Here is a 25,662-nt window from a genome sequence, read left to right on the forward strand (position 1 = left end):
GAGACGTATGTCCGAAATCAGTGCAGAGCAGGTCGCGCACCTGGCGAGCCTCGCCAGAATCGACCTCAGCCAGGAAGAGATCGCGAGCCTGACCAGCGAGCTCGGCCAGATCGTCGAAGCGGTCGCCAAGGTCACAGAGGTGGCAGGGCCCGACGTTCCGGCCACCAGCCACCCGCTGCCGCTCACGAACGTCTTCCGCGACGACGAGGTCGTCCCGTCGCTGACGGTCGAGCAGGCGCTCTCCGGAGCGCCGGACCGCGACGGGGACAAGTTCAAGGTCGCCGCCATCCTGGACGAGGAGTAGGACGCACGCATGACTGATCTGACCAGGCTCTCCGCAGCCGCCCTCTCCGACCTGCTGTCCGCGGGCGACGTCTCCAGCGTCGACGCGACGCAGGCCCACCTCGACCGCATCCAGGCAGTGGATGCGGACGTCCACGCCTTCCTGCACGTCGCGGGGGAGAAGGCGCTCGCCACCGCAGCCGCGATCGACGCCCGCCGTGCGTCCGGCGAGAAGCTGTCGCCGCTCGCCGGTGTGCCGATCGCCATCAAGGACGTGCTGGCCACCAACGACATGCCGTCTACCTCCGGATCGAAGATCCTCGAGGGTTGGCTGCCTCCGTACGACGCCACCGTCGTGCGCAAGCTGCGCGAGGCCGACCTTGTGCCGCTCGGCAAGACCAACATGGACGAGTTCGCGATGGGCTCGTCCACCGAGCACTCCGCGTACGGCCCCACCCGCAACCCGTGGGACCTGGAGCGCATCCCCGGCGGGTCCGGCGGTGGCTCCGCCGCTGCCGTCGCCGCGTTCGAGGCTCCTCTCGCCCTCGGCTCCGACACGGGAGGGTCGATCCGCCAGCCGGCCGCCGTCACCGGCTCCGTCGGCGTCAAGCCCACCTACGGCGGCGTCAGCCGCTACGGCGCCATCGCGCTCGCCAGCTCGCTCGACCAGGTGGGTCCCGTCTCGCGCACCGTGCTCGACGCCGGTCTGCTGCACGACGTGATCGCCGGACACGACCCGCTCGACTCCACCTCGCTCAGCGACACCTGGCCGTCGATGGCGGACGCAGCGCGCGCCGGTCTCGTCGACGGCGCCCTGAAGGGCATCCGCGTCGGTGTGATCAAGGAGCTCTCCGGCGACGGCTTCCAGGCCGGCGTCAAGCAGCGCTTCGACGAAGCCCTCACTCTGCTGGAGGCGGCAGGAGTCGAGATCGTCGAGGTCAGCGCCCCCAGCTTCGAGTACGCGGTCGCCGCGTACTACCTGATCCTCCCGGCAGAGGCGTCCAGCAACCTGGCCCGCTTCGACTCCGTGCGGTTCGGCCTGCGGGTCAACCCGGAGGACGGCCCCGTCACGGTCGAGCGCGTCATGTCCGCCACCCGCGACGCCGGGTTCGGCCCTGAGGTCAAGCGCCGCATCATCCTCGGAACGTACGCGCTGAGCGCCGGTTACTACGACGCGTACTACGGCAGCGCGCAAAAGGTGCGCACGCTCATCCAGCGCGACTTCGCCTCCGCCTTCGAGAAGGTGGATGTGCTGGTCAGCCCGAGCGCTCCGACCACCGCGTTCAAGTTCGGCGAGAAGCTGGCGGATCCGATGGCGATGTACCTCAACGACATCACCACCATCCCGGCCAACCTCGCAGGCGTGCCAGGCATGGGCCTGCCGATCGGCCTCGCACCGGAGGACGGCCTGCCGGTCGGCCTGCAGCTCATGACCCCGGCGCGCGCCGACGCCAGGCTGTACACGATCGGCGCGGCGCTCGAGCAGCTCCTGGAGCAGAAGTGGGGTCGCACCCTGCTGAGCCAGGCGCCCGACCTGAGCGCCACCGAGATGTTCGCGAGCGAAGAGGGAGCCGTCTGATGGCCAAAGCGGAACTGATGGATTACGACAAGGCTCTCGAACTGTTCGAGCCGGTCCTCGGCTTCGAGGTGCACGTCGAGCTGAACACCAAGACGAAGATGTTCTGCGGGTGCGCCAACGAGTTCGGCTCCGGCGCGAACACGAACACCTGCCCCACCTGCCTCGGCCTGCCAGGCGGACTGCCGCAGGTGAACAAGAAGGCCATCGAGTCGAGCATCCGCCTCGGCCTCGCCCTCGGCTGCGAGATCGCGGAGTCGAGCAGGTTCGCCCGCAAGAACTACTTCTACCCGGACACGGCCAAGAACTTCCAGACCTCGCAGTACGACGAGCCGATCGCTTTCGAGGGCGCCGTGACCATCGAGCTGGAGTCAGGCCGCACGATCACGGTCGACATCGAGCGCGCCCACATGGAGGAGGACGCGGGCAAGCTGACGCACGTCGGCGGGGCGACCGGCCGCATCCAGGGCGCTGACTACTCGCTGGTCGACTACAATCGCGGCGGCGTCCCGCTGGTCGAGATCGTTACCAAGATGATCGAGGGCGCAGAGCACGACGCTCCGGAGATCGGGCGCACGTACGTGCACGCCATCCGCGACATCGTGAAGGCGCTCGGCGTCTCCAACGCGCGGATGGAGGAGGGCAACGTGCGCTGCGACGCGAACGTCTCCCTGCGCCCGCGCGGCTCAGGGAAGCTCGGCACCCGCACGGAGACCAAGAACGTCAACTCGCTGCGCTCCGTCGAGCGCGCCGTGCGCTACGAGATCCAGCGGCAGGCGGCGATCCTCGCAGCAGGCGGCACGATCATCCAGGAGACCAGGCACTGGCACGAGGACACCGGCACCACGAGTGCCGGGCGCCCGAAGTCCGACGCCGACGACTACCGCTACTTCCCCGAGCCGGACCTCGTGCCGGTCGCCCCGGCGCGCGAGTGGGTCGAGGAGCTGCGCGGAACCCTCCCGGAGCAGCCGTCGCTGCGCCGCAAGCGCCTGATCGAGGCGTGGGGCTTCACCGCCCTGGAGTTCCAGGACATCGACAACGCCGATCTGCTCGACGAGGTCGAGGCGACCATCGCCGCCGGAGCGACGCCGGCGGCCGCCCGCAAGTGGTGGTCCGGCGAGATCGCCCGCCTGGCGAACGCGCAGGGCGTTCCCGCGGGAACGCTGGTCAGCCCACAGCACGTCGCCGAGCTGGCTGCGCTGGTCGACGCAGGAACGCTCACCGACCGGCTCGCCCGCCAGGTGCTCGAAGGGGTCATCGCCGGCGAAGGCGGACCCCAGCAGGTGGTGGATGCGCGCGGCCTCGCTGTCGTCTCCGACGACGGCGCGCTCATCGCGGCCATCGACGAGGCCCTCGCTGCCCAGCCCGACGTGCTCGCGAAGATCCGCGACGGCAAGGTGCAGGCGGCGGGAGCCGTGATCGGCGCCGTCATGAAGGCGATGAAGGGCCAGGCGGACGCCGCCCGCGTCCGCGAACTCGTGCTCGAGCGGGCAAGCGCCCAGTAGCGCTGCGCTGACACGCACCGCGCACGACTCCGTCCGAACGGAGAATCCGGCCATTCGCTGCCGATTCTCCGTTCGGACGGAGTTCTTTGCGGCGTGTCGCCGCGATTCTCCGTCCGGACGGAAAAGCCAAACGTCCCGCGGCGCGTCGCTCCGTTCGGACGGAATCTAGGAGCCTGGCGCCCGCATTCTCCGTTCGGACGGAGAATCCACGCCGTGCGAGGTTGGCGTTCCGGCGTCGGGTGTTGCAGATTAGGGAGTATGGGCGTCTTCACTCTCGGCGGGCTGACCACAGCACCCGCCTCCACTGCCACGGAACTCCTCGCGCCGACGACGGCCGGCGCACTGACCGCATCCGGATGGCTGGACGATGTCGGCGTGGTGGAGATCGACCCCGCCGTCTCCGACACCGCCGCCACGCGTGAGCAGTTCGGGCTGGATGCGTCCACCCTCGCGAACTGCGTGGTGGTGGCAGGCAAACGTGAGGGCGTCGAGCGGATCGCCGCGTGCGTCGTGCTCGCGACCACTCGCGCCGACGTCAACAACACCGTGAAGCGGCTGCTGGATGTGCGGAAGGCGTCGTTCCTGTCGATGGACCGCGCCGTCGAGCTCACCGGCATGGAGTACGGAGGCATCACCCCGATCGGATTGCCCGCGGAGTGGCCGGTGTTCGTCGACGGCCGGGTGGCGGAGACGGACGTCGTCATCATCGGCTCCGGTGTGCGCCGCTCCAAGATCCTGCTGCCCGGGCGACTGCTCGGCGAACTGCCGAACGCGACCGTGGTCGACGGACTCGGCCAGGAGTCGTGAGGATCGGGAGATGACCGGCATTCTGGAGCCCGTCCGGTCGCGGCTCATCGAGACGCTCGCCGGTCGCTCCGACGAGGTTCCGCGCTGGGTGCTCGCGCTGGAGGACGGCGACGACGCAGGCTTCTTCTCCGCAGGCAGCGCACCGTGGGTGGTGCACGGCGGGATGCCGACGCTGGTGGCCGGAGTGCGGGCGTTGCTGCTGCAGGCGCTGCACCCCGGCGCGCTCGCGGGCGTGCGCGACTTCTCCCGGTTCCGCGAGGATCCGCTCGGCCGTCTGGCCGGCACGATCCAGTGGATCCACACGGTCACGTTCGGCAGCACGGGGCAGGCTCTCGCGAGCTCGCAGATGGTGCGTGCGATGCACAAACGGGTCACCGGCACGTTCGTGGACGGGCACGGCGTCACCCGCCCGTATGCGGCGAACGACCCTGAGCTGGCTGCGTGGGTCCATGTCGCCTTCGCCGACGCCTTCCTCACCGCGCACGAGCACTGGGGGAGTCCCATCCCCGGGGGCGCCGACGAGTACGTGGCGCAGTGGGCGACGGCCGGCGAGCTGATGGGCGTGGAGCGGCCGCCGCGTAGCGCGGAGGAGCTGCGGGCGCAGATCGACGGATACACCGACGCAGGCGAGCTCCGCGGAGGTCCTGAGGTCGAGGAGATCGTGCGGTTCATCCGGCGCCCTCCGCTGCGCAGGATGCTGCGGCCGTCGTACCGGGTGGTCTTCCGCGCCGCGGTCTCGACCCTCGAACCGCGTCACCGTGCGATGCTCGGCTTCCGGGCGACGCCGTTCGACAGGGCGTTCCCCGTCCACACGGCGACGTCCGCCGTCCTGAAGGGCGCCGGGGTCCTGCTCGGCCCGCAGACCCAGGCGGAGCTCGCCGCACGCCGCCGCCTGGCGCGCCTCGCAGCAGCCTGAAGCGATTCTCAGAGGTCGCATCGGCGTCGCCTGTGGCGCATTCCGGTGGTTTTGGAGTTAGCCTGTGTCCAGCCGGCCCGCTCAGTGGTGAGCGGACCCGAGTCGGTGGGAGCAGCAGAATGACAGCGACCGTCCCCTCCAAACCGGAGGATGTGGAATCCAAAGGGCTGAAAGGCGGAGCCCTCGGCCTCGTCTCCAGCGTCGTCGTCGGAGTGGCATCGACCGCTCCCGCGTACAGCCTGGCCGCGAGCCTCGGCTTCATCGTCGTCGGCGGCACGGTCGTCGCCGGCGTGAAGGCGCCTGGCATCGTGCTGCTCGCCTTCATCCCGATGTATCTCATCGCCGTGGCGTATCAGGAGCTCAACAAAGCGGAGCCGGACTGCGGGACGACGTTCACCTGGGCCACCAGGGCGTTCGGCCCTGTGACCGGGTGGATGGGCGGCTGGGGCATCATCGTCGCCGACGTGATCGTGATGGCGAATCTCGCGCAGATCGCCGGATCGTACTCGTTCACCTTCGTCGGCAGCTTCGGTCTGCCTGCTGTCGCCGATCTCGCCACCAATACGGTCGCCACGACCATCGCGGGGCTGCTCTGGATCGCGATCATGACCTGGATCTGCTATCGCGGCATCGAGATCTCGGCCAGGCTGCAGTACGTTCTGCTGTCGTTCGAGGTCATCATCCTGATCTTCTTCGCGGTGTTCGCACTGGTGAAGGTCTACACCGGCAACGCGGAGCCGTACTCGCTCATCCCGCAGTGGGACTGGTTCAACCCGTTCACCCTCGACTTCAGCAAGACGATCGCCCCGGCCATGCTGACCGCGATCTTCATCTACTGGGGCTGGGACACGGCCGTCTCCGTCAACGAGGAGACGAAGGACCCTGGCAAGACGCCCGGCCGCGCCGCCGTCATCAGCACCCTGCTCCTCCTCGCCACCTACGCGGTGGTCACGGTCGCGACCGTCGCCTTCGCCGGGGTCGGCGAGAAGGGCATCGGCCTGGCGAATCCCGCCAACTCCGGCGACGTGTTCTCCGCGATCGGCCCGACCCTGTTCGGCGGGGGACCTCTCGGGGCGATCCTGATGGCACTGCTCGGCTTCTCCATCCTGACCTCGGCATCCGCCTCCACCCAGACCACCATCCTCCCCACGGCGCGAACGGCGCTCTCGATGGCGGCATACAAGGCCATCCCCGAGCAGTTCGCGCGCATCCACCCGAGGTTCCTCACGCCGACCTGGGCGACGATCGGGATGGGGATCGTCTCGGCGGTCTTCTATCTCATCTTCACCTTCATCAGCCCCGCGCTGCTGCTGGCGCTGATCGGCTCGATCGGCCTGATGATCGCGTTCTACTACGGACTCACCGGGTACGCCTGCGTCTGGTATTACCGCAAGACGCTGTTCCGCAGCTTCCGCAACATCGTGATGCGCGGCCTCTTCCCGCTGGTCGGCGGCATCATGCTCACGTACGTCTTCATCTACGGGCTGATCAACTTCGCCGCCGTCGACTGGCTGGTGGACGACAACGGCAAGAACGTCACGATCTTCGGCATCGGCGCCGAGGCGGTCGTAGGCGTCGGCGGGCTGCTGATCGGCCTGGTGCTGATGGCCATCTGGTGGTGGCGCAGGCCGGACTACTTCCGCGGCAGGACGCTCCCGCGCCGGTCGGACGACCTGGTGCTGTCGCCGGAGGGCGTCGTCCCCGCGTTCGGTCTGCCGGACTCCGGCATCCCGCCGACCATCATCGCGCCCGACTTCTCCAATCTTCCCCCTGGACAGATCCCCATCAACGCGGAGACACTCGAACCGGTCAAGGAACCGTCAGAGCTCCCGCCCGACGACCCGGCCCTCCCCAGAAAGGACACCGAGTGAGCGAACGCCAGCGCCTCGTCGAATGGGAGGACCCGGCACCCGGTGTGGCCGTCATGCCCACCATGAGCGGTCTCGACTACCTCCGGTCGATGCTCGCAGGGGAACTCCCTCCGCCGCCCATCACCAACCTGATGAGCATGCGGCTGACCGAGGTGGGGCAGGGGACGGCGACGTTCGTCTGCGAGCCGGACGAGTCCCACTACAACCCGATCGGCACGGTCCACGGCGGCCTGGTCTGCACGCTCCTCGACTCGGCCCTCGGCTGCGCGGTCCAGACCACGCTGCCGCAGGGCCAGGGATACACGTCGATCGAGATCAAGGTCAACTACCTGCGCCCCGTGCTCGCCGGCGCCGGCCGGCTGACCTGCGTCGCGCACGTGACCAAGCCAGGCAACAGGGTGGCCTTCGCCGACGGCGTGGTGACGGACGGATCTGGCAAGGTGGTCGCGACGGCGACGGGATCGCTGCTGGTGTTCGCCCTCTGAGGCTCGGTCTGCTCGCTAGTTCTTCGCGGCGAGAAGCTGGTCGCGCACCTTGCGTCTGATCACCTTGCCGACGATCGAGCGTGGCAGGTCGTCCACCTGGGTGATGTGCTTCGGCACCTTGTACGCCGTGAGGGTGTCCCTCGCGAACGCGCGGATGGCCGCCTCGTCGAACGATGCGCCCGGCTTCATCACGACCGCTGCGACGACATCCTCGCCCCCGCGCTGGTGCGGGACGCCGACGACGGCCACGTCCGCGACGCCTTCGAACGCCCGCAGCGCGTCCTCGACCTCGGTCGGCGAGACGTTGAAGCCGCCCGTGACGATGAGCTCCTTGATCCGGTCGACGATGCGCACGAAGCCGTCCTCGTCCATCGTGACGATGTCGCCGGTGCGGAACCAGCCGTCGTCGGTGAAGACCTTGGCCGTCTCGTCGCTCTTGTGCCAGTATCCCGAGAAGACCTGCGGGCCCTTCGCCAGCAGCTCGCCCTCCTCGCCGAACGCGCGGTCGGTCGCCGGATCCTCCGGGTCCACAACGCGCAGCTGCGTGCTCGGAAGCGCGAGGCCGACCGTGCCGTCCCGGCGCGTCGAGCCGACAGGGTTGGCCATCAGCACGGGGGAGCACTCTGAGAGCCCGTAGCCCTCGACCAGGTACCCGCCCGTCTTGCCCTCCCACAGCTTGACGATGCTGTCCGGCAGGCTCATCGCGCCGGAGATCGCGATCTCGATGCCGGAGAGCGACACCTTCCGCTTCTCCGCCGCCGTCACCAGGCGCTCGTAGATCGGGGGCACGGCGGGAAGGAACGTCGCAGGGTGCTTCTTGACCACGTCCAGCACCAGGTCGGGGTCGAACTTGGGGAACAGCACGAGACGGGAGCCCATGCTCATCGCGAAGGTCAGACAGAGCGTCAGCCCGTAGGCGTGGAACAGGGGGAGGACGGCGTAGACGACCGAGGTTCCGCGCTCGATAGTCGGCACCCACGCCCGCGCCTGCGCGGCGTTCACCCCGAGGTTGAGGTGGCTGAGCATCACGCCCTTCGGCTGCCCGGTGGTGCCGCTGGTGTACTGGATGAGCGCGAGATCGTCGCGCTCCGGCCTGGGGTACGACGCCTTCAGCTTGCGGCCGCCGATCAGCGTCTCCCAGGTGACCGTGCCGCTGACCTTCGCGGTGAGCTGCTCCCTGGCCTGGCGTGCCGCGCGGACGGGCAGCCGGAGGGCGACCCGCTTGGATGCAGGCATCGCCCTGGTGATGTCGATCGAGATGACCGTGGTCACCCCGAGGTCGGCCGGCAGCTCCTGCACGGTCTTCGCGACCTTGTCCCAGACGATCGCGACGGTCGCCCCGTGGTCCTCGAACTGGTGCCGGAGCTCGCGCGGCGTGTAGAGCGGGTTGTGCTCGATCACCACCGCCCCGAGACGCAGCGCCGCGTAGAAGGCCACGACGTGCTGCGGGCAGTTCGGAAGCACGAGCGCCACCCTGTCGCCCTTGCGGACCCCGCGCTTGCGCAGCCCCTCCGCCGCCCGGGCGATCTGGTCTCCCAGCTCGGCGTATGTCGTGGTCGCGCCGAAGAACTCCAGCGCGACGTTGCGCGGGTAGCGCGCGACGGAGTCGTCGATGAGGTGCGCGAGGGAACCGGCGGGCAGCTCGACATCGTCGGGGACGTTGGGCGCGTAGCTGCGCAGCCATGGCCTGGTGGCGTAGTCGCCGGGGGCCATACCCGAAGCGGTGCTGCCGGCTCCGGAGCTGCCCGCTCCGGTGCTCTCGGCTGATGGGGTGTCTTCGGCGGCGTTGTCGACTTCGGAACTCACGGTCGCAAGCCTACGCGGCGCCGACCTGCGCGCGCACGGCGTCGGCGATCGGCGTCGAGCCGGAGACGACCTCCCAGACATGCCCGATGCTCGCAGGCTCGTCGATGCACGCGCTGATCAGTCGCGCGACGTCCTCGCGCGGAATGCTGCCGCGCTCCACGCTGTCGCCGAGCGTGACAAGCCCCGTGCCTTCGTCGAAGGTGAGGCCGCCAGGGCGGAGGATGGTCCAGTCGAGCCCTGACTCGCGGAGCACAGCGTCCGCGTCGCGCTTGGCCTCGACGTATGCGCGCCAGACCGGCTCGGTGTCCTCCGGCAGCGGGGCGTCGACGCCCCAGGCTGACACCTGCACGAAGCGGCGGACGCCCGCGATCACGGCGCCCTGCATCGACTTCACCGAGCCCGCGTAGTCGACCGTGCGCTTGCGTTCGATGCTCGACCCTCCGCCCGCCCCGGCGGTGAACACCACGGCGTCCGATCCGGAGAAGGCCGTCGCCAACTGCTCGGGCGTCGCCTGCTCGATGTCGAGCAGCACGCCCTCGCCGCCGAGACGGTAGACGTCGTCGGCGTGCTCCTCCCCGCGCACGATGCCGACGAAGTCGTCCCCGTTGTCGTAGAGGACGCGCATCAACTGCTGGGCGACTTTTCCATGGGCACCGACGATCACAACACGAGTCATGCTTCCATCATGGACCCGCTGGACACGGATGCGCCCACGGCGAACACCTCCAGCGAATCGGCTGGGAATTTGTTACGGTCAACACCATGCTGACGTTCTTCGAGCTTCTGGGGCGGCTCTTCGCCACCTCGCTCGAGAACGTGCTCTCCGCATCCACGCCGGCCAGCATCATCGCTCTCGCCGGTATGGCGGGTGCCATCGGACTGGTCGCGGTCGTCGCGGCCGCCGGGCTCAGGTCGATCGTCGCCATCGCGGCGTCGCTGCGGGTGCGCGCACGCCTGGAACGCCCGATCGAGCCGGCGGACAAGAGCGCCATGCTCAGCCAGTCCGATCCGGATGCGGACGGTCGCCCCCGCCCGCGAGCGCCCGGCATCGCCCTGCAGACCGCGTAGCAGGCGCGGGCCCCGTCCAGCACGGCTCCGCCCTGCCTGGCAGGCCGACGCCTGCCACCGCGGTCAGACGGAATCCACCCATCCGTTCGACAGCAGGGACACCCTCTCGTGGACATCTTCTCCTTCGGCCCCATCGCGGCCATCCTCGACGCGACATACGGTCTCGTCACCGGTCTCTCCGACGCTCTCGCGCCGGTCGCAGGAACCCTCGGCGGCCTGCTGGCCGTCGTCGTGCTCACCGTGCTCGTGCGCGCTCTGCTCATCCCTGTCGGGATGAGCCAGGTGCGCGCCGAGTACAACCGCAGGCGCCTCGCGCCGCACCTGGCCGAGCTGCAGCGCAAGCACGGCAAGGATCGCGAGCTGCTGACCAGGAAGACGATGGAGCTCTACCAGCGGGAGAAGGTCTCGCCCTTCGCCGGGATGCTTCCGCTGCTCGCGCAGCTTCCCGTCATCTCCCTCGTCTACGCCGTCTTCACACATCCGATGATCTCCGGCCACGCCAACGCACTCCTCGGCGAGCACGTGTTCGGCGCTCCGCTCGGCACGAGCTTCGTCGGGCTGACCAGTGCGGGAGCTGCCGTCTGGCCGGCGATGGTCGTCTACCTGGTCGTGCTCGCCATGATCGCGATCGTGACCACGGTGTCGCGGCGCGTGCTCACCCTTCCGCAGCAGGAGGGCGCCGCAGGCCAGACGCCGGTCGGCCTCGTGCGGGCGATGTCGTTCCTTCCATATGTGACCGTCGTCTTCGCGGCTTTCGTGCCGCTGGCCGCCGCCGTCTACATCCTCACCTCCACGGCGTGGACGGTCGCGGAACGCTTCACCCTGCGCCGCCTTCTCGACCCGGCGCGGCACCGGCCGGACGGCAGGATCGAGCCGTCCGCGGCGCGCTGACCAGGCGCGTGTCGTCCGCAGGCGCGAGTGGGATGCTTGGTCCATGAAGAACCGCAAGACCGCCGTCGACGCCGCTCCTGGGTTCGGCGTCGGTGTCCAGGTGTACGTGCGTGAGCCGCAGACGGAGAGCGGAGAGGACTGGGTGGGGGAGCCGACCGGCGTGATCATCGCCCCCGGCGCCGCCAGCCTCCGCAGCGTGAACCTGCCGGCGGGCGACGTCACGTCGTGGCTGGTCGCGTTCAGCGAGCCGCAGCACCGGCGCGACGGCAGAGGGCCGTACGAGCAGGCGACCATCGCCCAGGCGCTGCTGGTCACCGCCGACCCGATCGACGGGTAGGGGATGCACGGGGTCGGGCTGGTGCGCGGCATCAACGTCGGCGCATCCACCAGGGTAGCGAAGGCCGACCTGGCCGCGGCGTTCGCGGACGCGGGATTCGCAAACGTCACGACCTTCCTGCAGAGCGGGAACGTCGTGTTCGACGCGGACGCCGTCCCGACCGCCACCGTTGCGGCGACCGTCGAAGCCGGCATCGAAAAGCGCTCAGGGGTCGCCGCCCGCGTCGTCCTGCTCACGGAGAAGCAGTTCCGCGCTGTCGCGGCCGCCAATCCGCTGCTGCAGGAGGGCGACGATCACTCGAAGCTGATGGTGACGTTCCTCGACCATCCCGTGCCTGGCTCCCTCGCCGTTCCGGAGGAGGACGCCATCCAGCCGGAGCTGGTCAAACTCGGTGAGCGGGCCGTCTACCAGTGGTGCCCGCTCGGAGTCTCGAAGTCGAAGCTGAAGCCGGCCTTCTGGCGCGAGGTCGGCTCGGTGGCGACCGGCCGCAACTGGCGGACGGTGCTCCGCCTGATCGAGGAGCTGGACGCGAGAAGCTGAACGTTCTCCGCGAATAATGCAGAACTGCATTCTTACAGTTTAGAAAAGTTGCAGTTGATGCAACAATAGCAGGGTGACATCGGAAACCCTCGGACTGCGCGAGCGCAAACGCCTGGAGACACGGGCGCAGCTCGAACGCGCCACCGTGCTCCTGGTCGCGGAGGTCGGGCTCGAGAACGCCACCGTCGACGCGATCTGCGCCAGGGTGCTCGTCTCGCCCCGCACATTCTTCAACTACTTCGAGAGCAAAGAGGACGCCATCCTCGGGATGCGCGACCTCCCCGTCGACGACGCGTTCGTCGCGCAGCACAGGGCAGACACCGCAGGGCAGAGCATCGTCGAACAGATCGTCGGGCTCCTGCTGCACGTGATCGGCCCCGCCATCGGGGACACCGCGTTGCACGATGCCCGCCTGGCGATCGTCAAGGAGCACCCGGAACTGCTCCGTCGACAGTTCGCCCAGATGACCAGGATGGGGGAGCAGCTCGTCGCGGGCGTCTCCGACCTCCTCTCGCACGACCAGGCGTTCTCCGCGTACGACGCGGCGGAACGCGCATCGCTCGCCGAGCTGATCCTGCCGCTCTGCGGCGGCGCCATCCGCGCCGCCGTCAAGGAGTGGGTGGCGGACGGCACGGAGCGCGACGCAGACGAACTTCGGACGCGAGCCGTCGAGCTCGCAGGAAAGGCGATTCAGGCACTCTCATGAGTCAGACAGCAACACGGCAGGAGACCGCGGACGCACCGTCCGCCGGATCTCCTCAGAAGAAGACCATCCTCCTGCTCTTCGCGGGCCTGATGGTCACGATGCTCCTCGCATCCCTCGACCAGACGATCTTCTCCACGGCCCTCCCGACCATCGTCGGCGAGCTCAACGGGGTCGACCACATGCTGTGGGTGACCACGGCGTACATCCTGGCCTCGACCATCATGCTGCCGGTGTACGGCAAGCTCGGCGACCTGATCGGCCGCAAGGGGCTGTTCATCATCGCCATCGGCCTGTTCATGGCCGGGTCCGTCATCGGCGGCCTCGCCGGCGACATGACCTGGCTCATCGTCGGTCGCGCCGTGCAGGGTCTCGGCGGCGGCGGTCTGATGATCCTGTCGCAGGCGATCATCGCCGATGTGGTCCCCGCCCGCGAACGTGGACGGTACATGGGCATCATGGGCGGCGTCTTCGCCCTGTCGAGCGTCGCAGGCCCGCTGCTCGGCGGCTGGTTCACCGAGAGCATCGGCTGGCGCTGGGCATTCTGGATGAACATCCCGCTCGGGATCCTCGCCATCGCGTCCGCTGTCGCCTTCCTCCGCCTGCCCAAGAACGCTCAGCGCAAGCCGCGGATCGACGTGGCGGGCATGGGGCTGCTGGCCATCGCATCCACCTGCCTGGTGCTCGTCACCACCTGGGGCGGCACGACGTATGACTGGAACTCGCCGGTCATCCTCTCGCTCATCGTCGGCACGGTCGTGGCCGGGATCGCGTTCGTGTTCGTGGAGCGCGCCGCAGCAGAGCCGATCATGCCGCTCCCGCTCTTCCGTGACCGCAACTTCAACCTGACCACGATCGCCGGTCTCATCATCGGCATCGCGATGTTCGGAGCCCTCGCATACCTGCCGACCTATCTGCAGATGGTGACGGGCGCGAACGCGACAGAGGCCGGGTTCCTGATGATCCCGATGATGGCCGCACTTCTCATCACCTCGATCGTCTCCGGCCAGCTCGTCAGCAAGACCGGCAGGTACAAGTGGCTTCCCGTCACCGGAACCGTGATCGTCGCAGGAGCCCTGGTGCTGCTGTCGACCATGACCCCGACCCTGCCGATCTGGGTGCTCTGCAGCTTCCTCGCCATCATGGGCGTCGGGCTCGGGATGAGCATGCAGATCCTGGTGCTGATCGTGCAGAACTCGTTCCCGGTCAGCCAGGTCGGAACGGCCACAGCGTCGAACAACTACTTCCGGCAGATCGGCGCGTCGCTCGGCTCGGCGATCGTCGGAAGCCTGTTCGCCACCCGGCTCACCCAGCTCCTCACCGAGCGGATGCCGGCGGGCGCCCAGGCGGGCGGTGGCAGCAACTCGCTGACCCCGGCCATCGTCAAGGGCCTTCCCACGCCGATCCGCGACGTGATCGTCGGGTCGTACAACGACGCCCTCACCCCGGTCTTCCTCTACATGGTGCCGCTGCTGCTCGTCGCCGCCGTGCTGCTGCTGTTCGTGGTGGAGAAGCCGCTGGCGACGACGATCGAGCGCGACGCGGTCGCGACGTCGATCGAGACGGACGGCTCGACGCATCCCGTGCTGGATGCGGTCGCCGCCGACCAGGCGGAGGCGGCGTCCGACACGGCGCCCGCCTCTCTGGACGACGAGCGGGACGGCACTCTCATCCGGAGCTGACCCGCTGGACGTCCACGGCCCGCCCTCCCCGGCTTCGGGAGGGCGGGCCGTTTCCGTGTGCTCGGCGTCTCAACCGTGCGTGGTCGCGGGCAGGACACTGGTCACGCGCGGCCGACGCTCCTACAATGACGGCATGTTCGTCGAGGGCACCCTTCGATGGCAGGTCACAGAGGACTGCCCCTGGGACCTGCTGATGGCGCTCGCCCTCCGCGACCTGGGGCACCTCGACGGGATCGGCGATCCGGTCATCCCTCGACTGTCTCCCGCGGTGGCGCCCGTGCTGCATCCGGCGACGGGCGCGCTGCCGGTGCTTCCCGCCCGGCGCCCGGCCGTGCATCCAGGGCAGGGGCGCGGCTCGCTGGAGGAGCAGTGGCTGGCGTGGTTCGAGTTCACCGTCGACAGGGAGCGCAGAGCAGCAGGCTCGCTCCTGCAGCCGCCGCACTTCACAGCGTTCGACCGCGCGATCGAGCTGCAGGACCTCATCCTGGAGCACTTCGACGAAGCGCTGCTGTGGGCGACGGAACGGCACGACGAATACGCGCGGGCGAGCATCGAGACGCACGCCAGACGGGCGGCGGACATCGTGGACGTCGTGCGCGACCGCGAGCACGAGCTGCGCAGGCAGGCCGGATACTTCCGCCTCGACCTCGCCGTGCTTCCCCTGGAGGAGAGCGGCGCCTGGATCGTCGGCCCGCACTCCGTCATCCTGAGCACCAGCCTCCGCGACGACTCCCGCGCCTTCCGCGCCTGGTTCGCCCCCGTCGTCGCCGCCCTCGTCTGACCCTGCCTCTTCCCGGCCCCTGTCCCACATCATCGAGCCGGGACTTGTGCACACGAGACGCCGTGCTCAGGCGTGCACACGTCCCGGCTCGATGGCGGGGGTTGCTCGGGAGGGGGAGGGGGTCAGGCGGGGCGGTGTGCGGGGGAGACGGTCTCGGCGGGGTCGGTGACGGCGACGTCGCCGACGGCCTCGTCGATGCGGGCGAGCACGTCGCCGGAGAGGCGGATGCCGGCGGCCGCGGCGTTGGACGCGACCTGCTCCGGCTTGGATGCGCCGACGATGGCGCCGGCGACGTTCGGGTTCTGCAGCACCCACGCCACGGCGAGCTGCGCCATGGTGATGCCGAGCTCGTCCGCGATCGGGTGGAGGCGCTGTACGGCGGTGAGCACGTCGTCGTTCATGAACGACTTGATCGCGTTCGCCCCGCCCTTGCTGTCCGCGGCGCGGCTGCCCTCCGGTGCCTCTGCACCCGGCAGGTACTTGCCGGTCAGCACGCCCTGCGCCACAGGCGACCAGACGATCTGCGAGATGCCGAGCTCGGCGGAGGTGGGGACGACCTGGCCCTCGATGACCCGCCACAGCATGGAGTACTGCGGCTGGTTGGAGATGAGCTGGACGTTCAGCTCCTTCGCCAGCGCTGCGCCGGCGCGGAGCTGCTCGGCGTTCCACTCCGAGACGCCGATGTAGAGCGCCTTGCCGGCGCGGACGACGTCGGCGAACGCCTGCATGGTCTCCTCGAGCGGGGTCTCCGAGTCGTAGCGGTGTGCCTGGTAGAGGTCGACGTAGTCGGTGCCGAGGCGCTGGAGCGACCCGTCGATCGACTCGAAGATGTGCTTGCGGGAGAGGCCGACGTCGTTGTGACCCTTGGGGCCTGTCGGCCAGTAGACCTTGGTGAAGATCTCCAGCGACGCGCGCCGTTCGTTCTTCAGGGCGTCGCCGAGCACCTTCTCCGCTGCCGTGTTGGCGTACGCGTCCGCCGTGTCGAAGGTGGTGATGCCCGCATCCAGTGCTGCGCGCACGCTCTGCAGCGCGATGTCGTTCTCCACCTGGGAGCCGTGGGTGAGCCAGTTGCCGTAGATGATCTCGGAGATCTTGAGTCCGCTGTTGCCGAGGTACCTGAATTCCATAGTGTTCACGCTACCCGACCGGCGATCCTGCGCCGCTGTCAGGGGAGCGTGGCAAGCTGGTGGAGTGGGACGAGCGGACGGCAGCGACAGGCGGGTGACCACCGAGCCAATCGACGACTCGTCCGCCACCATCCTGCACGTCGACATGGATGCGTTCTTCGCCTCCGTCGAGTTGCTCGACCGGCCGGATGCGCGCGGCAAACCCGCCATCGTCGGTCAGCCAGGCCCTCGCTCCGTCGTGACGAGCGCCACGTACGAGGCCCGCAAGTTCGGGGTGCGGTCGGCGATGCCGATGTCGCAGGCCATCCGGCTGTGCCCGCAGGCGATCATCCTGCCTCCGCACATGCACAAGTACAAGGAGTACTCGGAGAAGGTCATGGCGATCTTCTCCGAGGTGACTCCGCTGGTCGAGGCGCTGAGCATCGACGAGGCGTTCCTCGACGTCGCGGGAGCCAGGCGGCTACTCGGTTCGCCGAAACGCATCGCGGAGCTGGTGAGAGCGCGCGTGTTCGAGGAGACGGGCCTCACCTGCTCGGTGGGGGCAGCGCCGACCAAGTTCATGGCCAAGCTCGCCTCCGGTCGAGCCAAGCCGGACGGGGTGCTGGTCATCCCGGAGTCCGCGATCATCGACTACCTTCGGCCTCTCCCCGTCGGTGCGCTCTGGGGCGTCGGCGCGAGCACCCAGCAGGCGCTCGAACGACTCGGGATGCGCACCGTCGCCGACCTCGCGGACGCACCGCTCTCCGTGCTGCAGAAGGCGGTGGGCGACGCGTCCGGCAGCAAGCTGCACGAGCTCGCGAACGGCAGAGACCCGCGCTCGGTCGTGACGGAGACGCGCGAGAAGAGCGTCGGGCACGAGATGACCTTCGAGACGGACGTCTCCGATCAGGACCGGCTGCGCCGCGAACTGCTGCGACTGTCCAACCAGGTGGGGGAGCGCCTTCGCAAGAACGGCCTCGAGGGGCGCACGGTCGCCCTGAAGCTCCGGTTCTCCGACTTCCGCACGGTGACGCGGTCGCGCACCCTCGGCGAGGCGACCAATGTCGGACGGCGCATCTTCGAGGAGGTGTGGCAGATCTACGAAGGGCTCGACCTCGGTCGCACGCCCATCCGGCTGATCGGCGTGCGGGCGGAGCAGCTGCTCGAAGCGGGAGGGGACAGCCTCGCCCTCTGGGACCCTGACGACGAGTGGCGGGAGACGGAGCGCACCCTCGACGCGGTCAGCGCGCGCTTCGGCCGCGGGATGATCGGGCCGGCGTCGCTGGTGAAGCGGCAGCGCGACGCGGAGGCGGCGACCGACGACGGGCGCAACCCTCGCTGGCTGAGCGACTGAACGCCGGAGCGACTGAACGCCCGGACGCCGGAGCGACTGAACGCCCGAGCGGACGAACGCCGCTGCGCTGAGCGTGACTCAGCGCACGCCGACGAGAATGCCGCGGTGGTCGCTGCCGTTGTCGGCGAGCACGTCGCTCGTCACATTCGTGAGGCCGCGGACGAGCACGTGATCGAGCCGGGCGACGGGGAACTCCGCCGGCCAGGTGAACCCGAAGCCGAGCGTGTTGTCCGGCGCCTCGGTGAGGGTGGAGAGCAGCGGCTGGAACTTCCGATCCGTGCTGGCCGTGTTGAAGTCGCCCACCACGATCAGCTTCGCCGAGTCATCCGCCTTCACCGTCTCGGCGAGCTGGGCGAGCATCGTGTCCCTCGACTGGTACGCCCCTGGACGCACCGACGCGATGTGCACCGCGTACACCCGCGTCGGCGTCCCAGGAGTGTCGAGGTCGACGCGCACCGCCCTGTCCCAGCCGAGGCCGAGGTCCAATCGCTGCTCGTCACTGATCGGGTACTTGCTCCACAGTCCGACGGTGCCGACGATCGCGCTGTGCGGATACCCGGGATCGAGCACCGCGGACACCGTCTCGCGCGCCGTGGCGTCGAGCTCCTGCAGCGCGATCACGTCCGGGGCGCGGTCGGCGAGGTCTTTGGCGATGCTGCCCGCCGCGCTGTTCTGGGCGTGGATGTTCTCGCTCGCGACCGTGAGCGACGGCGCGCCCGCGTGCATCCCAGGGAGGAACGCCGGCAGGAACAGCGTGCCCCAGACGGCGGCGGCCGCGGCGACGCAGAGCGTCCCGAACACCGACAGCCGAACCAAGGCGGCGACGCCGAGCACCAGGATGAAGACTCCCAGCCAGGGCAGGAAGGTCTCGACGAGCGACGCGGAGCCCCCGATGTTCGGCAGCAGATCGTGCCAGAGCAGCAGGGCCCCGGTCATCAGGGCGAGCAGGCCGACGACGATGCCGCGCGGGCCACGGCTGGAACGGATCATCGACACTCGGACGATTATTCACGGTCGACTCCTGAGAACCCGCCGCAAACGCTGGACGCAGCCTGGGGACTGCCCTGGTGAGGCTGGGAGGGGAAGGGTACGGTGGCTGCATGACGAACATCTCCCTGAAGCTCGCGGAAACGATCAGCTCAAACGGCATCAAGTCGGTCTACGGCGAGCCCGTGGAGATCGACGGGACCACCATCGTGCCCGTCGCCGCCGTGCAGTACGGCTTCGGCGCCGGATCGGCGGGTGAGGGCGAGGACGCAGACGCGCCAGGCGGCGCAGGTGGTGGAGGCGTGAGCATCCCGTTCGGCGCATACATCAACGACGAGACCGGCGTGCACTTCCGGCCGAACATCATCACGCTGCTCGCCGTGGCCATCCCGTTCGTGTGGGTGGCGGGTCACGCGTGGGCGCGCATCATCAAGGCCCTTAAGAAGTAGCAGCGTCGGCAGAGTGCCAGACGCACTAGACTGAACGCGAACACGGGAGTCCGGTGAGCCGGGCTGAGAGGAAACTTCTCAAGTTTCGACCGTTGAACCTGATCTGGATCATGCCAACGCAGGGAGACATTCTCGAATCCCGTGCCTCTTTCCACGAATGAAAGGGCACGAACAGTGCACGCAACCATCTCTCCGAGCACCACCACCGATCGCAGGGCTCGCGTCCTCCGCTGGCGGGTCGTCGACATCGTCGTCGCCAGTGTCGTCGCCGTCGCCGCGGGCGTCGTCTTCTGGGTGTGGGGTCAGCTCGACAACCCCATCTCCGGTCCGGTGAGCGCCGTGCTCCCCGGTTTCCAGGGCATCCTGAACGGCCCGTGGCTGTTCGCGGGCGTCCTCGGCGCGCTCATCGTCCGCAAGCCGGGCGCTGCCGTGTACACCGAGCTGGTGGCTGCGACCGTCTCCGCCCTGATCGGCACGCAGTGGGGCTTCGCCACGCTCATCTCCGGGCTGGTGCAGGGGCTCGGCGTCGAGATCGTCTTCGCCGCGTTCCTCTACGCCAACTGGCGGCTCCCCGTCGCGCTGCTGGCCGGGGCTGGCGCCGGCATCGCCGAGTCGATCCTCGACCTCCTCTACTGGTACCCGGGCTCCAAACTCGGCTTCGTCGTCACATACACGATCACGACCACCATCTCGGGCATCGTCGTCGCCGGACTGCTGTCCTGGCTGCTCGTCCGCGCCATCGCCAAGACAGGCGCGCTCAGCCGGTTCGCGTCCGGACGCGAGGCGACAGGCAGGGTCTGATCATCGGACGCGCCATCGACGATGGTCGGCACGGACCGTCAGCCCCGGCCGCCGTTCGGGTCGACGACTGGGGCTGGCGCTACTCCGGGCGGAACGCCTGGGCCGTCCGCGGGCTGAGCCTGAGCATCCAGTCGGGCGAGCGCGTCCTGCTGCTCGGTGCCTCCGGCGCCGGCAAGAGCACGGTGCTCGCCGGACTGGCCGGTGTGCTCGGCGGCGACGACGACGGAGAGGCGACGGGCTCGCTGACCGTCGGCGGCCGACGCCCGGTGGATGCGCGCGGCGCGAGCGGCCTGCTGCTGCAGGACCCTGACTCGCAGGTGATCCTCGCGCGGGTCGGCGACGATGTGGCGTTCGCCTGCGAGAACCTCGCCGTGCCCCGCGAGCAGATCTGGCCGCGGGTGCTGGACGCCCTCGACGCCGTCCGGTTGCGGGTACCGCTCGACCACCCCACCTGGCAGCTCTCCGGCGGGCAGAAGCAGCGGTTGGCGCTCGCTGGGCTGCTGGCGATGCGTCCAGGGCTGCTGCTGCTCGACGAGCCGACAGCGAACCTCGACCCGGAGGGGGTGATCGAGGTGCGCGAGGCCGTCGCGTCGGTGATCGCGGCCACGGGGGCGACGTTGATCGTGGTGGAGCATCGCGTCTCCGTCTGGCGCGGGCTGGTCGACAGGGTGATCGTGCTCGCCGCCGACGGCGGCGTCCTCGCGGACGGACCCCCGGATGCCGTGCTCGCCGACGCCTCGAACGAGCTGCGCCGAGCGGGCGTCTGGCTCCCGGACGAGCCGGTTCCCGTCGCGAGCGAGGTGGCCGTCGGCGCTCCTCTGCTGACAGCAGAGGCGCTGGCGTTCGGCCGCGGCCCTGCCATCGCCCGCCGCGCGAAGCGGGGGAGCAGGCGGGCCGGTCGCTCCCAGGCACAGGATGCTGCCGCGCTGCCCGACCGGGTGGATGCGCGCATCCACGAGGGCTCTGCGCTCGCGCTGGTCGGTCGCAACGGCGCAGGCAAGTCGACGCTCGCGCTCACGCTCGGCGGGCTGCTTGCACCGCTCGGCGGCGTCCTCCGCGCCGAGCAGGCTCTCGCGGGCGACGCCGCAGCAGAGCCGTCCGCGTGGCGCTCCAGGGATCTGCTCACGCGCGTCGGGAGTGTGTTCCAGAATCCGGAGCACCAGTTCGTCGCCTCGACGGTCAGGGACGAGCTCGCCATCGGGTTGCGCGCGATGCACGAGCGGGACGACGCGATCAGCGCTCGGGTGGATGAGCTGCTCGACCGGCTGGCGCTCGCTCCGTTCGCCGACGCGAACCCGTTCACCCTCTCCGGCGGCCAGAAGCGCCGTCTCTCCGTCGCGACGGCGCTGGCCACCAGGCCGACGCTGCTCGTGCTCGACGAACCGACCTTCGGGCAGGACGCCAACACCTGGGCGGGGCTGGTCGAGATGATCGCGGAGCTGCGTGCGGAAGGGCACGCCGTCGTCGCCGCGACGCACGACGAGGAGTTCGTCACCGCCATCGGCGCAGGGCGCTTGCTGCTCGGCGCGTCGTCGGAGGTGGCGGCATGAGCATCATCGCCCCGGTGCGGCAGGGTCCGCTCGCCGCCCTCAATCCTGTCGCCAAGCTCGGTGCCGCCCTGATCGTGACAGTGGTGCTGCTGCTGTCGATCGACATCGTCTCGGCCGCCGTGGCGCTCGGCATCGAGCTGGTGCTGCTGTGCTTCTCGCGCATCCCGTGGCGGGTGCTGGTCGTGCGCACAGCGCCGATCTGGATCGCCGCTCCGCTCGCCGGGATCACGACGGTGCTGTACGGGCGCACCAGCGGCGTCGTCTACGTGCAGTGGATGTTCGTGGAGGTCAGCGACGGCTCCATCCAGCTCGCCGTCGCCACCACCCTCCGCATCCTGGCCATCGGTCTGCCCGCTGTGCTGCTGTTCATCACGATCGACCCGACCGACCTCGCGGACGGGCTCGCCCAGGTGCTGCGCCTGCCTGCGCGGTTCGTGCTCGGCGGGCTCGCCGGGCTGCGACTGGTCGGCCTGTTCGCCGATGACTGGAGGGCACTCACGCTGGCCCGCAGAGCGCGCGGCATCTCGGAGAGCGGTGCGCTGCGCAGGATGCTCGGTCAGGCGTTCGCCCTGTTCGTGCTGTCCATCCGGCGCGGCACGAAACTCGCCACAGCGATGGAGGCCCGCGGGTTCGGCTCCTCCCGCACGCGCACGTGGGCGCGCCAGAGCGTGTTCAGGGGCAGGGACTGGGCGACGCTCGTGGTCGCGGCGACGGTGGCCGTCACGGCGGCGGGCGCGGCCATCGCAGCAGGGACGTGGCATGTCTTCGGCGCGTGAGGGGGAGCTGCGGCTGCGCGACGCCGTGCAGCGGGCGATCCGGGATGCGGCGGCCAGGCAGGCCGCGCCTGTCGTCCTCATCGACGGTCCGAGTGGGGCGGGCAAGAGCTCGCTCGCCGACGTGCTGGTCGCCGACTGGCCGGGAGACGCGACGCCGCGACTGGTGCGGATGGACGACCTCTACTCCGGCTGGGGAGGGCTGGATGCTGGAAGCGTCGCGGTCGGGCGGGACCTGCTGCGGCCGCTCCGTGCATCCGGTGCAGGACGCTGGCGGCAGTGGGACTGGACGGCCGATGCTCCGGCCGGGTGGCACACCGTCGACGGGCGTGCGCCGCTGATCGTCGAGGGATGCGGCACGCTGGCCATGGCCAATGTCGCGCTGGCCGACCTCGCGCTGTGGCTCGACGCCGACGACGCCCTCCGCAAGGAGCGCGCGCTCGCCCGCGACGGGCTCTCCTTCGCCACGCACTGGGATCAGTGGCAGCACGACTTCGAGCGCTACGTCGAGCGCGAACGGCCGAGGGACAACGCCTCACTGGTGCTCGACGTGACCGACTGGCCGCTCGACACAGCCCGACAGCGCGCTCTGAGGGCTAACGTTGGTACATGACCGCTGCAGAACAGACTGAGACCGAATACATCGTCGAGTACGTCGACGGCCCGCTGGCAGGCACGACGGAGCGGCGCCTCCTGATCGGCGGCAAGGTCGACGAGCGGATCGGCGCTGTCGCGGCGATCGAGGGCCTCGAGTCGCTGTTCTGGTACGTCGCGGGCGCCGAGCGCACGGTCGGCGGCGAGAAGTACGTCTCGTACTCCTTCGACGCCCCGGACAGCGACCCCGTCGAGACCGAGAAAGAGGAAGAGTCCCTCTAAGCCGCGCCGCGGATCCCGCTCGACGCTTGACGCTGGGCGGCTGCGGGGTCTACGCCCAGCCGAGCTCGTGCAGGCGGTCGTCGTCGATGCCGTAGAAGTGCGCGATCTCGTGCACCAGCGTCACGTGGATCTCGTCACGGAGCTCGTCGATGCTCTCGCTGATCGAGAGCAGTGGCTCGCGGTAGAGGATGATGCGGTCCGGCATCTCGCCGAAGCCGTAGCTGTCGCGCTCGGTGAGCGCCACGCCGTCGTAGAGGCCGAGCAGGTCGAGCGAGCCGTCCTCTGGCCGGTCCTCAACCACGAACACCACGTTGTCGAGCCCGTCGACCATCTCGTCCGGCAGTTCGTCGAGTTCGTCGGTGACCAGCGCCTCGAACGCGTCGGTGTCCAGGTGGATGGGCACGGTCACCAGGCCTGTGTCGTCGCGGCGTGCAGGTCGAGCAGCTCGGTGGTGCGCTCACTCGGGCCGCGGCCGAAGCCGCACTCGGTCGCGACGCCGAAGCGCGGCTGAACCGCGGTCGCAGCGGCGATCCTGCGCTCGGCGCCCTCGACGCCGTCCTCGTGGTGCAGCAGCCCGAGGTAGAGCTCCGTCTCCTCAGGAACGTCGAAGGCGGCGAGCGGCGCGAAGAACGCGTCGTCGTCCCGCTCGATCGGCACGGGAAGGTGGAACCAGCTGATCGGGCGGGGCGCGGCGGCGAGGACGCCGGAGACCACGTCGGCCAGGTGGCCTGCGTCTGTCGGCTGCACGAAGTGCGCCTCCTCCACGTCTCCGTAGCAGAGGTGGTAGCCCACCTCGACGTCGGACGGCACAGCGGCCGCCTGTCGCACGGCACGCTCGACAACGCCGCCGAGCACATCGTCGAACCACGGGACGATGGCGTGGTGCGACCGGATGTTCGCGGACTCCAGCAGGGCGAACTCGACGGCCGTGTCCCACTGGATGGCGAGGCTGTCGTGCGGGATGCCGTCCACGATCCGCTGCAGCTCGCCGAACAGGGCGCGCTCGTATGCCGGCTCGAACGCGGCGCGGTGCTCGGCCACGACGAACGCGCCGACGATGGCGGCGGGGGTGGGAAGGGACACCTGGAAACGGGTGCCCTCCGCGATCTCGCCGGCCGCGCGCATCCTGTCGAAGGTGGCGTACGACTCCAGAGCGGCGTCCGCGTAGCCGAGGCTCGGGAAGACGAGGTCGTCGGCGGACACTCCGTCGTCTATCACGAACGGGCGGCCGTCGAAGACGCCGCGGATGTAGAACGGTTCGACCGGGATGCGGGAGAGCCCCGTCATCGTGTCGAAGCGTTTCGTCTGGAACTGGATCCAGTAGAACCGTTCGCCGACCTCGCCATCCGGGATGCGGCGCATCCGGTCGCCGAGGTGGGTGCTGACGGTGCGGAAGACGCTCTCCGCGTCCGGCAGGTTGACGCTGCCGACGAGGTGGGCTCCCTGGATCGCTTGGGTGTTCACCCGCGCGAGTCTACCGGGAGCCCTCCTCGTTGCCGATCAGTACCAGTTGACGGACTGGGAGTGCGACCACGCGCTGCACGGCGTTCCGTACGAGCGGGAGATGTAGTCGAGCCCCCAGGCGATCTGGGTGGCGGCGTTGGACTGCCAGTCGGAACCGGCCGAGGCCATCTTGCTGCCGGGGAGCGCCTGCGGGATGCCCGTGGCGCCGCTGCCGGCGTTGTACGCCTGGTAGTTCCAGCCCGATTCCTTCTGCCACAGGTTGCTGAGGCAGCTGAACTGGTCGTCGCCCCAGCCGTGCTGGGCGAGCTGGGAGCGCGCGACGGACTTGGCGCCGTCGGGGGTGTTCGCGTTGGCGAGTGCTGCCGCCGCGGCCGCTGCGGCCTGACGGTCGGCCTCCGCTGCTGCCGCCGCGAGGGCGTCGGAGGCGGCCTTCGTGCTGTCGATGGTGCTGCGCAGCTTCGAGTCGTCGAGCTTCTGGTAGCTGTCGAGTCCGGCGATGGCGGTCTTCGCGGCGGTCGGGTCCGCTTTGGCTGCGTATGCGGCGACGGTGCGGCTGGCGCCGACGATCGTGGTCTTCGCCTCGTCTTCGAGGCGGTTGCGCACGATGCTCTCGTAGACGCCGAGCTGTTCGTGGTGCATCCCCGTCGATTCGGAGAGTTCGCGGGTCTGCTTCTCGCTCTGCTGCTGGGCGAGCGTCGGGGCGAAGAGCGACGCCGTCATGAGAGCGGCGGTCACCCCGGTGACGATGTGGGTGAGCGAGATCGAGGATTTCTTGAGGGTGAAGAGCATCTGGTTCCTGTGTTCGGGCTTCCCCGACCGCATCCGGGCGCACCTGGGCGCCGGATGCACGGGCCGCGATCTCGGGAGGTCACGGCCCTGGGCGGGCTGACGACCGCGCGTGCACGTGCGTGATCCACCGGTGACCGTGAGGTCCGATGGCGTGCGGCGTGCAGCGCGGGTGTGCCGCACGAAACGAAGGCGGGCATCCGAAACGATGGGGGCGGATGCGCAGCAGGCGTGCGACACGACGGCGTACAGTGCCGTCGACCCGA

28 protein-coding genes and 1 riboswitch are annotated in these 25,662 nt (G+C 69.4%); of the genes, 21 read left to right on the plus strand and 7 right to left on the minus strand.

The window, feature by feature from the left end; all coding sequences use genetic code 11:
• The first annotated feature begins 7 nt into the window (after positions 1 to 7).
• The 7 genes from gatC (at position 8) to ASE16_RS07780 (ending at position 7,442) form a co-directional block, all read left to right on the plus strand.
• Positions 8 to 304, plus strand: coding sequence for an Asp-tRNA(Asn)/Glu-tRNA(Gln) amidotransferase subunit GatC (gene gatC, locus ASE16_RS07750; RefSeq protein WP_055893200.1), 297 nt, complete (start codon positions 8 to 10; stop codon positions 302 to 304).
• Between the two features lie 9 nt (positions 305 to 313).
• Positions 314 to 1,861 (plus strand): Asp-tRNA(Asn)/Glu-tRNA(Gln) amidotransferase subunit GatA, encoded by a 1,548-nt coding sequence (gene gatA / locus ASE16_RS07755; RefSeq protein WP_055893204.1) that lies wholly within the window; start codon positions 314 to 316, stop codon positions 1,859 to 1,861.
• Positions 1,861 to 3,363: an Asp-tRNA(Asn)/Glu-tRNA(Gln) amidotransferase subunit GatB gene (gene gatB / locus ASE16_RS07760; RefSeq protein WP_055893205.1), complete on the plus strand. Its 1,503-nt coding sequence runs from the start codon at positions 1,861 to 1,863 to the stop codon at positions 3,361 to 3,363. The genes gatA and gatB overlap by 1 nt, the downstream gene beginning before the upstream one ends.
• Positions 3,364 to 3,621: 258 nt before the next feature.
• Positions 3,622 to 4,170 carry a YbaK/EbsC family protein gene (locus ASE16_RS07765; protein WP_055893209.1) on the plus strand — a complete coding sequence of 183 codons (549 nt, stop codon included), beginning with the start codon at positions 3,622 to 3,624 and terminating at the stop codon, positions 4,168 to 4,170.
• 10 nt (positions 4,171 to 4,180) lie between these two features.
• The gene (locus tag ASE16_RS07770; protein WP_055893215.1) at positions 4,181 to 5,086 is read left to right on the plus strand and encodes an oxygenase MpaB family protein; all 906 of its coding nucleotides are present in this window, start codon (positions 4,181 to 4,183) and stop codon (positions 5,084 to 5,086) included.
• A gap of 119 nt (positions 5,087 to 5,205) precedes the next feature.
• Positions 5,206 to 6,957: an APC family permease gene (locus ASE16_RS07775; RefSeq protein WP_055893219.1), complete on the plus strand. Its 1,752-nt coding sequence runs from the start codon at positions 5,206 to 5,208 to the stop codon at positions 6,955 to 6,957.
• Entirely contained in the window at positions 6,954 to 7,442 is a 489-nt protein-coding gene (locus ASE16_RS07780) for a PaaI family thioesterase (protein ID WP_055893223.1), read from the plus strand. The genes ASE16_RS07775 and ASE16_RS07780 overlap by 4 nt, the downstream gene beginning before the upstream one ends.
• Positions 7,443 to 7,457: 15 nt before the next feature.
• Here ASE16_RS07780 and ASE16_RS07785 read toward each other — a convergent pair whose 3' ends face one another.
• Together ASE16_RS07785 and ASE16_RS07790 are read right to left on the minus strand one after the other, a co-directional pair.
• Complete coding sequence (locus ASE16_RS07785) at positions 7,458 to 9,155, minus strand: long-chain-fatty-acid--CoA ligase (RefSeq protein WP_082581305.1); 1,698 nt, start codon at positions 9,153 to 9,155, stop codon at positions 7,458 to 7,460.
• Between the two features lie 103 nt (positions 9,156 to 9,258).
• Positions 9,259 to 9,924: an SDR family oxidoreductase gene (locus tag ASE16_RS07790; protein WP_055893230.1), complete on the minus strand. Its 666-nt coding sequence runs from the start codon at positions 9,922 to 9,924 to the stop codon at positions 9,259 to 9,261.
• Between the two features lie 86 nt (positions 9,925 to 10,010).
• On the opposite strand from ASE16_RS07790, the gene ASE16_RS07795 reads away from it, so the two are divergent.
• The 7 genes from ASE16_RS07795 (at position 10,011) to ASE16_RS07825 (ending at position 15,250) form a co-directional block, all read left to right on the plus strand.
• The gene (locus ASE16_RS07795) at positions 10,011 to 10,316 is read left to right on the plus strand and encodes a DUF6412 domain-containing protein (protein WP_055893234.1); all 306 of its coding nucleotides are present in this window, start codon (positions 10,011 to 10,013) and stop codon (positions 10,314 to 10,316) included.
• Positions 10,317 to 10,424: 108 nt separating this feature from the next.
• Positions 10,425 to 11,207: a YidC/Oxa1 family membrane protein insertase gene (locus ASE16_RS07800; protein ID WP_055893238.1), complete on the plus strand. Its 783-nt coding sequence runs from the start codon at positions 10,425 to 10,427 to the stop codon at positions 11,205 to 11,207.
• Positions 11,208 to 11,250: 43 nt separating this feature from the next.
• A complete protein-coding gene (locus ASE16_RS07805; protein ID WP_055893241.1) occupies positions 11,251 to 11,544 on the plus strand; it encodes a hypothetical protein in 294 nt (97 codons plus the stop codon).
• A 3-nt stretch (positions 11,545 to 11,547) separates the two neighbouring features.
• Positions 11,548 to 12,084: a DUF1697 domain-containing protein gene (locus ASE16_RS07810; protein ID WP_055893245.1), complete on the plus strand. Its 537-nt coding sequence runs from the start codon at positions 11,548 to 11,550 to the stop codon at positions 12,082 to 12,084.
• A gap of 73 nt (positions 12,085 to 12,157) precedes the next feature.
• Positions 12,158 to 12,790 (plus strand): TetR/AcrR family transcriptional regulator, encoded by a 633-nt coding sequence (locus tag ASE16_RS07815; RefSeq protein ID WP_055893249.1) that lies wholly within the window; start codon positions 12,158 to 12,160, stop codon positions 12,788 to 12,790.
• The gene (locus ASE16_RS07820; protein WP_055893252.1) at positions 12,787 to 14,469 is read left to right on the plus strand and encodes an MDR family MFS transporter; all 1,683 of its coding nucleotides are present in this window, start codon (positions 12,787 to 12,789) and stop codon (positions 14,467 to 14,469) included. The genes ASE16_RS07815 and ASE16_RS07820 overlap by 4 nt, the downstream gene beginning before the upstream one ends.
• A 133-nt stretch (positions 14,470 to 14,602) precedes the next feature.
• Positions 14,603 to 15,250, plus strand: a complete 648-nt coding sequence (locus ASE16_RS07825) for a hypothetical protein (RefSeq protein ID WP_055893256.1) — start codon at positions 14,603 to 14,605, stop codon at positions 15,248 to 15,250.
• Positions 15,251 to 15,372: 122 nt separating this feature from the next.
• On the opposite strand, the gene ASE16_RS07830 is transcribed toward ASE16_RS07825, so the two are convergent.
• Positions 15,373 to 16,377 carry an aldo/keto reductase family protein gene (locus ASE16_RS07830; protein WP_055893261.1) on the minus strand — a complete coding sequence of 335 codons (1,005 nt, stop codon included), beginning with the start codon at positions 16,375 to 16,377 and terminating at the stop codon, positions 15,373 to 15,375.
• Positions 16,378 to 16,441: 64 nt separating this feature from the next.
• Here ASE16_RS07830 and dinB point away from each other — a divergent pair, with 64 nt between their 5' ends.
• The gene (gene dinB / locus ASE16_RS07835; RefSeq protein ID WP_055893264.1) at positions 16,442 to 17,710 is read left to right on the plus strand and encodes a DNA polymerase IV; all 1,269 of its coding nucleotides are present in this window, start codon (positions 16,442 to 16,444) and stop codon (positions 17,708 to 17,710) included.
• Between the two features lie 78 nt (positions 17,711 to 17,788).
• Here the strand turns inward: dinB and ASE16_RS07840 are convergent, their stop codons facing one another.
• Positions 17,789 to 18,700 carry an endonuclease/exonuclease/phosphatase family protein gene (locus tag ASE16_RS07840; RefSeq protein ID WP_055893268.1) on the minus strand — a complete coding sequence of 304 codons (912 nt, stop codon included), beginning with the start codon at positions 18,698 to 18,700 and terminating at the stop codon, positions 17,789 to 17,791.
• 110 nt (positions 18,701 to 18,810) lie between these two features.
• On the opposite strand from ASE16_RS07840, the gene ASE16_RS07845 reads away from it, so the two are divergent.
• From ASE16_RS07845 to ASE16_RS07870, 6 genes are all read left to right on the plus strand, one after another.
• Positions 18,811 to 19,146 (plus strand): spore germination protein GerW family protein, encoded by a 336-nt coding sequence (locus tag ASE16_RS07845; RefSeq protein WP_055893271.1) that lies wholly within the window; start codon positions 18,811 to 18,813, stop codon positions 19,144 to 19,146.
• Positions 19,147 to 19,187: 41 nt separating this feature from the next.
• A riboswitch (TPP riboswitch) is annotated at positions 19,188 to 19,288 on the plus strand.
• Positions 19,289 to 19,320: 32 nt separating this feature from the next.
• Complete coding sequence (locus tag ASE16_RS07850; RefSeq protein ID WP_055893274.1) at positions 19,321 to 19,947, plus strand: ECF transporter S component; 627 nt, start codon at positions 19,321 to 19,323, stop codon at positions 19,945 to 19,947.
• A 14-nt stretch (positions 19,948 to 19,961) separates the two neighbouring features.
• Positions 19,962 to 21,497, plus strand: coding sequence for an ABC transporter ATP-binding protein (locus ASE16_RS07855; protein WP_235500450.1), 1,536 nt, complete (start codon positions 19,962 to 19,964; stop codon positions 21,495 to 21,497).
• Positions 21,494 to 22,273, plus strand: coding sequence for an energy-coupling factor transporter transmembrane component T family protein (locus ASE16_RS07860; RefSeq protein ID WP_055893277.1), 780 nt, complete (start codon positions 21,494 to 21,496; stop codon positions 22,271 to 22,273). The genes ASE16_RS07855 and ASE16_RS07860 overlap by 4 nt, the downstream gene beginning before the upstream one ends.
• Positions 22,257 to 22,883: an ATP-binding protein gene (locus ASE16_RS07865; RefSeq protein ID WP_082581307.1), complete on the plus strand. Its 627-nt coding sequence runs from the start codon at positions 22,257 to 22,259 to the stop codon at positions 22,881 to 22,883. Before ASE16_RS07860 ends, ASE16_RS07865 begins: the two co-directional genes overlap by 17 nt.
• On the plus strand, positions 22,880 to 23,146 hold the full coding sequence (locus ASE16_RS07870) for a hypothetical protein (protein ID WP_055893279.1): 267 nt from the start codon (positions 22,880 to 22,882) through the stop codon (positions 23,144 to 23,146). The genes ASE16_RS07865 and ASE16_RS07870 overlap by 4 nt, the downstream gene beginning before the upstream one ends.
• A 49-nt stretch (positions 23,147 to 23,195) precedes the next feature.
• Here the strand turns inward: ASE16_RS07870 and ASE16_RS07875 are convergent, their stop codons facing one another.
• From ASE16_RS07875 to ASE16_RS07885, 3 genes are read right to left on the minus strand one after another with little or no spacing between them, the layout of a single operon-like run.
• Complete coding sequence (locus ASE16_RS07875; protein WP_414843026.1) at positions 23,196 to 23,555, minus strand: metallopeptidase family protein; 360 nt, start codon at positions 23,553 to 23,555, stop codon at positions 23,196 to 23,198.
• Positions 23,552 to 24,610: a hypothetical protein gene (locus ASE16_RS07880; protein WP_055893282.1), complete on the minus strand. Its 1,059-nt coding sequence runs from the start codon at positions 24,608 to 24,610 to the stop codon at positions 23,552 to 23,554. Before ASE16_RS07880 ends, ASE16_RS07875 begins: the two co-directional genes overlap by 4 nt.
• A gap of 36 nt (positions 24,611 to 24,646) precedes the next feature.
• On the minus strand, positions 24,647 to 25,399 hold the full coding sequence (locus ASE16_RS07885; RefSeq protein ID WP_157480206.1) for a hypothetical protein: 753 nt from the start codon (positions 25,397 to 25,399) through the stop codon (positions 24,647 to 24,649).
• Positions 25,400 to 25,662: the final 263 nt, after the last annotated feature.

It is taken from the genome of Leifsonia sp. Root227, assembly GCF_001428745.1.
Classification (GTDB): domain Bacteria; phylum Actinomycetota; class Actinomycetes; order Actinomycetales; family Microbacteriaceae; genus Leifsonia.